Source organism: Lysobacter sp. TAB13, assembly GCF_052113885.1.
Classification (GTDB): Bacteria; Pseudomonadota; Gammaproteobacteria; order Xanthomonadales; family Xanthomonadaceae; genus Lysobacter; species Lysobacter gummosus.
This window is the reverse complement of record NZ_JBFRDR010000002.1, coordinates 229508-239985: the sequence shown is the minus strand read 5'-3', so window position 1 is coordinate 239985 and position 10478 is coordinate 229508. Positions and strand designations below refer to the sequence as shown.

Annotated in this window: 7 protein-coding genes; 6 read left to right on the top strand and 1 reads right to left on the bottom strand. The window is 62.1% G+C overall.

The genetic code is table 11. The annotated features are described in order from the left end of the window. Positions 1 to 33: 33 nt before the first annotated feature. Entirely contained in the window at positions 34 to 2766 is a 2733-nt protein-coding gene (locus tag AB4Y92_RS03800; RefSeq protein ID WP_441818441.1) for a TonB-dependent receptor, read from the bottom strand. 788 nt (positions 2767 to 3554) lie between these two features. Here AB4Y92_RS03800 and AB4Y92_RS03795 point away from each other — a divergent pair. The 6 genes from AB4Y92_RS03795 to AB4Y92_RS03770 all read left to right on the top strand — a co-directional run bounded on the left by AB4Y92_RS03795 (position 3555) and on the right by AB4Y92_RS03770 (position 10187). Continuing rightward, a complete protein-coding gene (locus AB4Y92_RS03795) occupies positions 3555 to 4418 on the top strand; it encodes a TetR/AcrR family transcriptional regulator (protein WP_441818440.1) in 864 nt (287 codons plus the stop codon). 170 nt (positions 4419 to 4588) lie between these two features. Then, positions 4589 to 5161: an RNA polymerase sigma factor gene (locus AB4Y92_RS03790; protein ID WP_187313115.1), complete on the top strand. Its 573-nt coding sequence runs from the start codon at positions 4589 to 4591 to the stop codon at positions 5159 to 5161. Between the two features lie 139 nt (positions 5162 to 5300). Continuing rightward, the gene (locus AB4Y92_RS03785; protein ID WP_441818439.1) at positions 5301 to 6380 is read left to right on the top strand and encodes a FecR family protein; all 1080 of its coding nucleotides are present in this window, start codon (positions 5301 to 5303) and stop codon (positions 6378 to 6380) included. A 443-nt stretch (positions 6381 to 6823) separates the two neighbouring features. Continuing rightward, positions 6824 to 7507, top strand: coding sequence for a hypothetical protein (locus AB4Y92_RS03780; protein WP_441818438.1), 684 nt, complete (start codon positions 6824 to 6826; stop codon positions 7505 to 7507). A 253-nt stretch (positions 7508 to 7760) separates the two neighbouring features. Next, on the top strand, positions 7761 to 8324 hold the full coding sequence (locus tag AB4Y92_RS03775; protein WP_441818437.1) for a hypothetical protein: 564 nt from the start codon (positions 7761 to 7763) through the stop codon (positions 8322 to 8324). 3 nt (positions 8325 to 8327) lie between these two features. Further along, the gene (locus tag AB4Y92_RS03770) at positions 8328 to 10187 is read left to right on the top strand and encodes an XVIPCD domain-containing protein (RefSeq protein ID WP_441818436.1); all 1860 of its coding nucleotides are present in this window, start codon (positions 8328 to 8330) and stop codon (positions 10185 to 10187) included. The last annotated feature ends 291 nt before the right edge of the window (positions 10188 to 10478 follow it).

Here is a 10478-nt window from a genome sequence, read left to right as displayed (position 1 = left end):
GATGCCCCGGTTCATCGCCCAAGTCCGCCCGCATCACCACGACCCGCGAATGCCGAACGACAGCGCGCGACCATTGTCGGCGACCCATTGCGCGCGGCTCTCATAACGCGAGTACGCCGCTTCGGTTTCGTTGTTGACGTTGGTGGCTTCGGCGAACAGCGACACGTGATCGTTGAGCTTGTAGCTGGCGCTCAGATCGATCTGGCCGTACGGCTTCACCGTGGTCGGTTCGCCCTGCGATCCGCGCACCGCCGACAGATACTCGTCGCGCCAGTTATAGGCCGCGCGGAAGCCGATCGGCCCCTTCTCGTAGAACACGATCAGATTGCCCGAGTTCGCCAGACCCACCACCGCGAACTGGCCGGTGGCGATCGAAGGATCGAAGGTCTGCTTGCTGTCTACGTAGGTGTAGTTGGCCTGCATGCCGAGTCCGTCGAACGGCGCCGGCAGGCGATCGAAGGTGTACTGGAACGAGAATTCCGCGCCCTTGACCACGGCCGTGTTGGCGTTGACCGGCAGGGTCTCCATGAACGGATAGCCCTGGATCGTGGTCGGCCGGGTGACGTTGGTGACGAAGTTTTCGACCTTCTTGTAGAAGCCGGCCAGACCCACGTAGCTGGTGTCGTTGAAGTACCACTCCGCGCCCAGATCGTAATTGCGCGCCTTGTACGGCTTGAGATCGATGTTGCCGGTATTGATCGTGCCCGGTCCAGGCGGGCGCACCCCGATGTCTTCGCTGATGCGCAGGCTGGTCAGGGTCGGACGGGTCAGGGTGTCGGATGCGGAGGCGCGCAGCACGAGGTTCTCGCGCACGTTGATGCGGAAGTTCATCGACGGCAGCCAATCCTGGTAGCTGGTGCTGCGCGCGATCGGAATCGGCGGGGTGAAGTGCACCTGCGCATTGGTCGGATCGCCGGGCGTGCCGGTGATGGATTCGACTTGCGAGGACACCGCGCGCGAGGTCGCGTCGGTCTTGACGAAGCGGATGCCGATATTGAGCTGCCACGGCATGTCGTGGAAGGTGTTCTCGAAGTTGGCCTGGGCGAAGGCGGCATAGGATTTTTCTTCGACCAGCCACTGGCTCTGCGGCACCGGCAACGCCTTGAAACCGCCGTACTTGGTCAGCGCATCGGCGATGCGCTGCGCGCGGTTGGGATCGTTGGGATCGTAGAATTCGCCGCCGGGCGCGAATTGGTTGTAAGCGGCCGGGCTGGACAGATAGGCCAGATAGGCTTCCGGATCGAAGGTCAGCCACTGGGTCGGCGCGCCCAGCGATGCGCCGTTGACCAGCGAGCCGGCATTGAACACGCTGGCCAGACTGCCCGGCACCCGCGCGGCGTAACCGCAGTAGGCGCAGTTCAGATCCGCGTCGGAGGAGCGCACGGTGACGCTTTCCTTGGTGCGCTTGGAACCGGAGACGCCGAACTGCAGCTGCGACAGAGTGCCTTCGAAGAAGTTCTTGGTCAGGCTGATCTTGCCTTCGTACAGCTCGTCGCTGCGGTTGTCGCCTTCGCGATCGACGAAGTGCGCGCGCAGATCGTTGGTGTCGGTGCTGGGCAGCAGATTGCTGTAGCTCGGGAACGCGCCCGGATTGAGGTTCCAGGTCGGGTTGACGCCGACGTTGCGCGCGCCCATCACCAGGAAATAGCCCTTGCCGCCGCTGTTCTCCTCGGCTTTCGAGTAAGACCCGTCGAAGTCCAGCTTGGTCGAATCGGTGAGGTCCCAGGCGACATTGACGCCGACCTGCTTGTTGGTGGAATCGCGCGGGTTCGAGGAAACGATGTGATCGTTGGCGAGCCCGCCGGTGTTGCCGCGCACCGCGCTCAGCGCGGTGCCGTTGCCGTCTGCGGTGATCTGCTTGACGTCGGCGGGGTCCATGAACAGACCGAAGCCGTTGGCGTGCGCATCGATCTCGTACTTGGAGTACATCGCGTCCAGGGTCACCCGGACTTTCTCGCTGGGGAGCCAATCGATCGCCGCGTTGACGCCGGTGCGGGTGCGGTCCTCTTGGTTGACCTTGTATTCGATCGTGCGCGGTATCGCGATGCCGTTGACGCCGTTGGTGCCGGTCAACCAGCCGCCGTCGTCGATGCTCTCGCTGAGGTGGTTGCGCTGATAGCGCACGAATCCGAGCAAGGCGCCGAAGGTGCCGTCGGCGTTGGTGTTGCTGATCAGGCCGGAGAACTTCGGCTTGGTCTCGCCCGACATGCTGTCGTCCACGGCCGACACGCTGCCGGCGATGTGGAAGCCCTTGTCGTCCAGCGGACGGCGGGTCTTGATGTTGACCGTGGCGCCGATGCCGCCTTCGCTGAGGTTGGCTTGCGAGGTCTTGAACACTTCCGCGGTGCTGATCAGCTCCGACGGCAATACGTCGAAGCTGAATTCGCGCCCGGAATTCTCCGTCGCCATGGTGCGGCCGTTGAGCAGCACCGTGTTGAACTCGGGGCCGAAGCCGCGCACGGTGATGTAGCGCGACTCGCCGCCGGAGCGGTCCACCGAGACGCCGGCGATGCGCTGCAGCGAGTCGGCGACGTTCTGGTCGGGGAACTTGCCCACGTCCTCGGCCGAGACCGCGTCCACGGTGCCGACCGCGTCCTGCTTGAGCGCCTGCGACTTCTGGATGCTGGCGCGGGTGCCGCTGACCACCACGGCGCCCAGCGTCGTCGCGTCTTTCTGCGCGGCGTCCGCGGCGCCGGCCCCGGCGGCCGGTGAGGATGCGGGTGCCGATTCCTGCGCCATCGCGCCTTGAGCGGCGAAGACGGACATCGCGCACAGAACCATGAGTGCATTGCGGACCGATACAGTCAGTACTGATTGATGCATTACCCTGCCCCTCGCGAACAACCGCGGCTGTTGGTTGACGATCCTCCGGGCCGCCCCTGATACCGGCCCCCTCCCTGCCGGCGCCGCTCTACAGGCCTGCACCGACTGAATTCCTATTTGTATGATAAATAGTATTTATCAGGTCACGGACGACGCAAGCTGCAGCGCAACATAGATGGAAGGCAGCGGGACGGGCTGCTCGTTGCGGCGTCGCTATAGGCATCTCGCGGCCGCAATCCAAACAATTGGATGGGCCTGCACCGAATCCGATACGTGTAAATGGTTGCCCCTTTGAAAGAGGGAAACAGCGCCCGGCGATAGCTCGAAGCCTTGTTCATTAGATGGTGGCGCTGGGATTTGCTTTGCCGGCAGAGCAAAAGCGAATCCCCCCTGCCCCCCTTTTTCAAAGGGGGGAACTGCAAGAGCGAAGGGATGCGGGTGCGGGCGTGGACGCGATGCGCGTTCAAAGGCACGCGCTCAACTCAGCCGCACGCAAACACCAAACGCCGCTGAACGACTACTCCATTGACCGTGGAATCAGCGACTTGGGCGATCGGACCGAGACGTGGCGCTATGAAATACTGCCCACATCGGTCACAAATATTGCGCTGCAGCGTGCATCGGCCAATTTGATCTGATTAGGCTAACAGCCGTTTCAATTCGGGTATTCAAACCATGAATTGGAGCAACCCGTCAGCTGATCGAGCTGGAGCCATCCCCGGATGTCGGCCGTGAACAGTCACAGCGCTAGTCCAGGCAATACCCGGGGACGTCTGCTCGAAGCGGCGGAGCTGCTGTTCATCAGGCACGGCTACGAAGGCATGTCGCTGCGCCAGATCACCAGCCACGCCAAGGTCAACCTGGCGGCGGTGAACTACCACTTCGGCAGCAAGGAAGCCCTGGTCCAAGAGCTGCTGTCCGCGCGCCTGGACCGGCTCAATCAGGAACGCCTGCAACTGCTGTCGGTGTGCGAAGCGCGCTACGGCGAGCAGGCCATGGACGCCTCCGCTGTCTTCGGCGTGTTGTTCGTCCCGGCCATCCGGCTCAGCCGCGACAGCGCCGGCGGCATCGCCTTCATGCGTTTGCTCGGACGCGTCTACAGCGATCCGTCGCAATTCATCCGCGACTATCTGCACGAGCACTATCAACCGATCTACGAGCGCTTTTTCGAAGCCTTCGCGCGCGCATTGCCGCATCTGTCGCGCAAGGAACTGGGCATGCGCCTGCATTTCGCCCTCAAGGCGCTGGCCGGCGTGCTCGCCAGCGAAGACATGGACGAACTGATCTCGGCGATGTGCATGGGCGAGCCGGTCAGCGATTCGCTGATGCTGGCGCGGTTGATCGCGTTCATCTCGCCGATGCTGACCAGCCGCTTCGACAACGGCGAGCAGATCCGCGGCGTCGAGCAGGTCATGGCCCTGGCCGCCGCCGCCGCGCAGGCGGCCGATTCCAGGATGCAGGCCGAAGGCGACTTCCCCGCGCTGCGCAAGCCGCGCGGAATCCTGCCGCTGTGGGCGGAAAAAGTAGTGGGCGATGCGAACGCGGCCGAACCGGCCGCGGCGGTTGGGGGGACCGAAGCCTTGCCGGTGCGGTAACTCGGCGATCGATGCCGAACACGTTGCAAGAACGCATCGTCCGGCGGTGATCCGCCGACGCGGTGCGCGATGGTTGGCCGCACCGCCCGGGCTACGCCGGTGCGGAGGATCGCGCCGATACGCGGGCCGGTACGGCCAGCACCATTCCATGCGGTATGGGGATACAGACAATGACCGATCCGGCGTCATGGCCGCAAGAGTCCGCATCGCTAGCCGAGTACGGAGAGGATTGCGTCAAGCAGTGGAATAACGTGTCGCTGCGTTATCGCATGCCCTTGCGCGGCTTCTTCTCCAAGCGCGTGAAGGACGCCGCCGAGGTCGAGGACCTGACCCAGGAAGTCTTCCTGCACCTGATCCGGCGCGCCCGCGGCGGCCCGATCGAGCACGTGGAACAGTACGTATTCCAGGTCGCGGCCAACACCTTGCGCGACTGGGGGCGGCGCCGGCGGGCCCGAAACCAGGACGCCCATGAATCTTTCGACGCCGAAATGCACCAGCCTGTTACGGATATTTCGCCCGAGCGCGTCTTACTGGGTAAGGAGGAGATAAAACGGGTCAATGCGGTGCTGCGCGGGCTGCCCGAACGCACCCGCGACGTGTTCGTGCTGCGCGCGCTGGAGAAGAAGAAATATGCGGAAATCGCGGTCATGATGGGCATATCGGTGCGGGCGATCGAAAAGCACATGGCCAAGGCGCTGGCGCAACTGGGCAGCGTCGTGGACAAGGCGGGAGAGCAGGACTGATTGGCGCCGGCCGGGCCGCGACGGCGGGCGCAATGTGTGCGAACGCGCATGCTTGGATTGAGCGGTCCGGCACGGATCGACTCGCAGGTCTGATGGGGCTGAAAAAAGTGGACCGGGTCTTGCTGAGAGGTAACACCAGATGAAATGTAAAATCTCGCCAATGTGGGAGGGCTCGGCGGAGCTCGCGCCGGAGTGCGTCGATGAAGTCGCCGCCTGGTGGAGCGAGGTGCTGCGCGAGACCCCCAATCAGCAGACCTACGCCTCCTTCGAGGCCTGGCGCGGCCAGTCGCAGGAACACGCGGCGGCGTTCGAGCGCGTGCAAGCCGCTCATGCCCTCGCGGTTTCGCTCGCCCACACTCCGGAAATGCAGGCCCTGCGCGATGAAACCATGGCGCGCGTGGCGAAGGCCGGCGCGCGCCGTACGCGCAGCGCGCGCTGGACCGCGATCGCCGCCTCGCTGCTGGCCGCCGCCGGGTTGGGCGTGCTGGTCATGAACATGGAGGCGCCGTGGAAGACCGCGCCCGGCAGCGACGACGCGATCGCCGGCAACGTTTATCAAACCGGTGTCGGCCAACGCTCGGTGGTGACCCTGGACGACGGCTCGGTGATCACGCTCAACACCGACAGCCGGATCTCGGCGCATTACCGGGCCGGCATCCGCGCGGTCACGCTGGAGCGCGGGCAAGCCTTGTTCAAGGTCGCCAAGGACCGCAGCCGCCCGTTCGTGGTCAGCGCCGCCGGCCGCCAGGTCACCGCGCTCGGCACCGAATTCGATGTGTACCTGTCCAAGCGCGCCTTCGAAGTGACCTTGCTGGAAGGCCGCGTCACCGTCACCCGCGACAGCGCGCGCAGCAAGGCCCCGGCCGGCGCCGCGCCGCTGCTGGACGAACTGCAACCGGGCCAGCAATTCATCGCCGTCGCCAAGACCCGTCCGCAAGTACGCAGCGCCGACGTCAAGCGCGTGGTCAGCTGGCGCCATGGCCAGATCGTGTTCGAGAACGAGCGCCTGGAAGACGCGATCACCGAGATGAACCGCTATTCGCGCAAGCAGATCGTGCTGAGCGATTCGCATCTGGCCTCGCTGAAGATCAGCGGCGCGTTCAACACCGGCGACACCAGCACCTTCGTCGAAGCGCTGACCGCGTATTTCCCGATCGAGCACACCTCGGCCGATAGCGGCACCATCGTGTTGAAGCCGCTGCCGCCGGTTCGGGGGTAAGGGCTGGGGCTTGGCGTATCGGCCGCATGGGGATGCGGTCTTGGAATGAGGTTGGGTGTCGGAGGCCGGCCTCAGGTGTTGGTTCGGCGTGGGTTGCCGCTGAACGTGCTGATGCCGCGCGGCTTAGCGCGTAACTGGGGTGCCGGCATGATGACTATGGGGAGTGGCTGAGGTCGCTCTGGGTCTGCTGGTGCGGGCACTATTCGATGACTTCTATGCGCAGACGCAAGCGAACTTGCGGCCGGAGCGCGCGTGTTCCGTGCAAATCCGCATAGATTCTGTGTGCCGTTGCGCATGTCAATCGCACTGTTTGCGACAAGCACCTAGGCACGATCTTTCATTTAAGTTTCCTGTGGCATATTCCAGCTATCTGAGGAAAGGATGCCGCAGGGCCTTTCATGATCGAGTCTGGATTTTTCGCTACTCGCCGCGGATGGCGTGCGATGCCGCGTCCTATCCGGCGCCGCAAGAAATTATCAACCGTCCATGCGGCATCGGTCGTGTTCGCCGGGCTCGCGCTTGCTGCTTGCGCACATTCACCGGCGCAGGCTCCAAAGAATTCCGTCGCTGCAAGCACGCAAACGTCGAGAGCCTATCGACCCAGCACGCTTGAAGAGCATCCTGAGTTGACACCGGAGGAAGTGGGCCATCGTTTCCTGAAACTAATCGATAGTTTGAAGTCGCTCGATGACATCTCTGACGAACGAATCCAAAAAATAATGCGACTTCCAATGGTCAGCACTCCCGAGACTTTTGGGAGCTTCCTGACCATGAGCCTGCCGGAATCAGGTTGGCAATACAGCTTCAGCTACAGAATCGATCCAAAATATCGTGACTCGACGAATGCAAAACTGGAATTTCACAACGAGAAAGAACGAATTGATAGGAGCCTGGTCGAAGACATGGGGCCGGTTTGCACTTTTGACTTCAATGCGTATGAAAAGTCTTTGCACCAGATCGGCTTCAAGAGCATAGATTCCACTTATGACGAAATTGGACGACTGATTGCACTGCACTACATGCGCGATGGTATTCATGTTCAAATCGGAGAGAGGCGCGAAGCAAACACCCCGGATGGCAAGCTCAAGCACGCCTGCGTCGAATCGATCAGTATTAACGGACTTTGAGCCGCATCAATCACCACTTGTTAAATTCGTACTGTCATCCTCCACACATGATCAAGTATCGTCGCCGTCCGCGAAAAGACCACCATAGCGGTGACTTTGTCTCCCGATGGCTTCGAGTTCAACGGAAGCTCTCTTGATGAGATATCCGATTTCCCGCCTCTCGCTGTCAGCGCTCGCTGTACTTGTGCTCACCGCATGCGCGCATTCGCCTGCGCCAAAGGCTCCGGCGCCAGCATCCAAGGAGGTAGCCGCCGTGAACACCGCCTCGCCCGCCCCTTATCAGCCCAGCACGCTGGCCGAGCATCCAGAGTTGACGCCGGATGAAATTGGACGGCGCTTCTTGAAATTGATCGATAGCCTGAAGTCGTTCAATGAGCTATCGACCGATCGTGTCCGCCAAGTGATGCGTTTGCCGATGGTTGAGGTGCCCGAAGAAGATGGCGGATTCCTGGCGATGACGCTCCCTAAGTTCGCTTGGAACTACATTTTCAGCTACAGCGTTGACCCGAAATATAGGCGATACACGAATGCAAGATTTGAGTTTCGCAACGAGAAGGAGCGCGTCGATGTGCGATTGCTTGAAGACATGAACCCCGTCTGCGGAATGGACTTCAACGCCTACGAAGCCGCGCTGATGAACGCGGGCTTCAAGAATGAGCACGCATCTTATGGCGAGCTAGGACAGTTGCTTGCGCTGCAATACGTGCGCAACGACGTAAGAGTGCAAATCATGCCGCGCCGTGAAGCCAATGCGCCCGATTCCAAGCTCAACCACGCTTGCGTCGAATCGATCAGCATTCATCCACTCGACCCCTAAGCCATGTCGTCCATCAACACTCAACTACAGGCATCGATCGCGCAATTCGCCCATCAACCGGGCGTAACGCCGGACCAACAGGCGCAATTGCGCGCGACGATCATTTCCGATGCCGATCTTCTGCAGCGCTTGAACCAAGCCGCCGTCAATCACCAACTGACCGGTTTCGCACTGGCATCGGCAGGCGCCGGATCGAATATAGCGGGCACATACGACAAAGCCTCCGGCGTGGTGACGCTGCCATCCAATAGTTTCCCGCCCAATGGAACAGCCGCCAACCCGGACTTGCGAGCCAGCTTGCGCTTGCAGGAGATCAGTCTGCGCTTTGCTCACGGCACCTATGTCGATGCTGCTGGGGCAACGCAGCCGATATCGCAGGACATGGTGAGCAATCTGCAATTCACCATCAACGGCTCTCCGACTCTGGCTGCGGAGATGAAACGTGCGGCGACGACGGTCGACCCGTCCGACAGAGGCCATCGGATGCTGCTGGAGAACTTTGCGCCGCTCAGCGGTACGGTCGCCGGCGGCACCTACAACGGCGATACCAAGACCATGAGCTTGCCGCCGAGCGTATTGGCGAGAGCACCCGCTGGCTTTCAAAGATATGACTCACCGGACATGACCTTCGTACTGGGCCACGAAACCCAGCATGCCTTCAACCATCCCGACAAGATTGCCGCCTATCGGGCGTTCGATACCACCGCGAGAGCCATCGCCACCGACAGCAATCCGGTCAACGATTACACAGCGCCTGTCGGCCAGCTTATCGGCGCCAGCCGCGATGACGAAGCCAAGGCGCAGATCGCCGGCTGGAATGCGCTTGTCAGCCGGGAGCAACAAGCAAATCCGTCCAGCAGTCTTTCAAGCATGCTGAAACTCAATACGCCCCGAGTGAAGGATTTCATCGAGCCGCATACGACTCACCTCCTACAAGCCCAAGCCCGCCCAGGTCTCTCCTTCAACCCAGACAGCACCTTGCCGATGACCCCCGGCAACATCGCCACCCAAGCACAATATTATTTCGACAAGCCGCCCGCAGGCACGCCGGGCTTGTCGAGCAGCCAGACTACCGGCATCGGCCATCACGGCGATTCGGACTATCCGAATTTCTACGGCGCTGGCGCGGTCAGCCGCGCGATCCACTTCGAGCGCAACTACGCCCATGCCGTGCACGGCATGGCGCCGCAGATGCAACTCGATCTGGGCCAGCTGAGGCTGCGCGAAGACCTGCTCGAACGTAACGGCATCACCCTGTCACCCTCCAGCAGCGGCACGCCGCAAGCCTATTTGGACACCACCACGAACCCGCCCCGAGCGGGTTTGTTTCAACATACGGCCAGCACACACCAACACCTCAGTCCGATCCCGCCGTTTCCGCTGGAAGGCTCGCCATCTTCGCCTCCCCTAACCGCTTCACCGACCCGCGGCCCAACCGACCTCGACACCCACGATCGCGCCCTGCTCGAAAAGATTCGCGACAGCGTGCGCGACATCGATCGGCAAATCGGCAAGCCGTGGGACGAGCAGAGCGAGCGCATCAGCGCCAGTCTGCTGACGCGGGCGGCGCAGATGAAATTCTCCGCTCACGACGATGTCCGGGTGACGTTCAACCAGGCCACCGCGAGCCTGGCTCCGGGCGAAGTCGTGCATGTGTACCGCGTCGGCCATGCCTCGCCCGATCCGGCCGCGCACCATGCCCACATGACCACGGCCGACGCGCTGTCGATGCCAGCGGACGAACGCTATCGCCAGGTCGGGGCGATCCGGCAAAGCCAGAACGCCGAGGCGCAACGCCAGCAACAGGAACTGACGCGCGGCATGAACGGGCAAGATCAGAGCGCGCAGAAGTTGGCGATGTAATCCCGCACGGTCGTGCTTTCTCACATAGGGAGCGCTCGCTCGCCGTAGCCTCCGTGTTGCAGCGCAATGCGAATCCGCCGGTTCGCGCAAGGTTGCGCATCGCACCATCCCGACACACTCGCCGATGCAACCGTCGCAGGCGGCGCACGGCCACCGATCACGTCGCGCGGTGTTGCACCGCAAAACTAAACTCCCGGGTTCAACAACGACGCGATGCGAATCCGCGTGCATTCGCAGGTTCGGGTTTTGATGTCCGTCGCGTCTGTACTTAAGACAGGTCGCAATCAAAGA